Annotated in this window: 1 pseudogene; it reads right to left on the bottom strand. The window is 41.0% G+C overall.

From position 1 onward, the window contains the following. A pseudogene (locus tag MP477_RS22700) lies at window positions 1-463 on the bottom strand (gliding motility-associated C-terminal domain-containing protein); the annotation flags it as partial.

Consider the following 463-nt stretch of genomic DNA (forward strand, 5'->3'; position numbering starts at 1 on the left):
TACCCAGTATGTTCCTATTCCTACATTATTGATGATTTGTGTGGTTTCTCCGGTACTCCATTCGTAACCGTCAAATCCAGGTCCTGCATCCAATGTAGTTGTTCCTTCAGCACAGATCACTTTATCTTTCAGCACGGTAGATTTTACCGGTGGCAGAACTTTTAGTGTGATTTTAGCAATGGCAAAACATTGCTGTGCATTGTTCACTCTTGCATATACAATAGTACTTGTTGAAAGATAAGCATCAGGAATAGCAATTGGATTAGACTGGCTTAAAGCGTCATTCATCGTTTTGTAATACTTCAAAACATTTCCTGCAGGCAGTGGATTCGGCATACCAATGTCTGCGTGGGTAAGATCAAATGTTGAGAACATGATGTTATCCGGGATATAACAGTTTTCCATCTGGGCATCTCTCAGTACTACTGTCGGGTGAAACTGTAATCTGATGGTAGCAGTAGCC

This window comes from Chryseobacterium sp. WG23 (assembly GCF_024586575.1).
Taxonomy (GTDB): Bacteria; Bacteroidota; Bacteroidia; order Flavobacteriales; family Weeksellaceae; genus Chryseobacterium.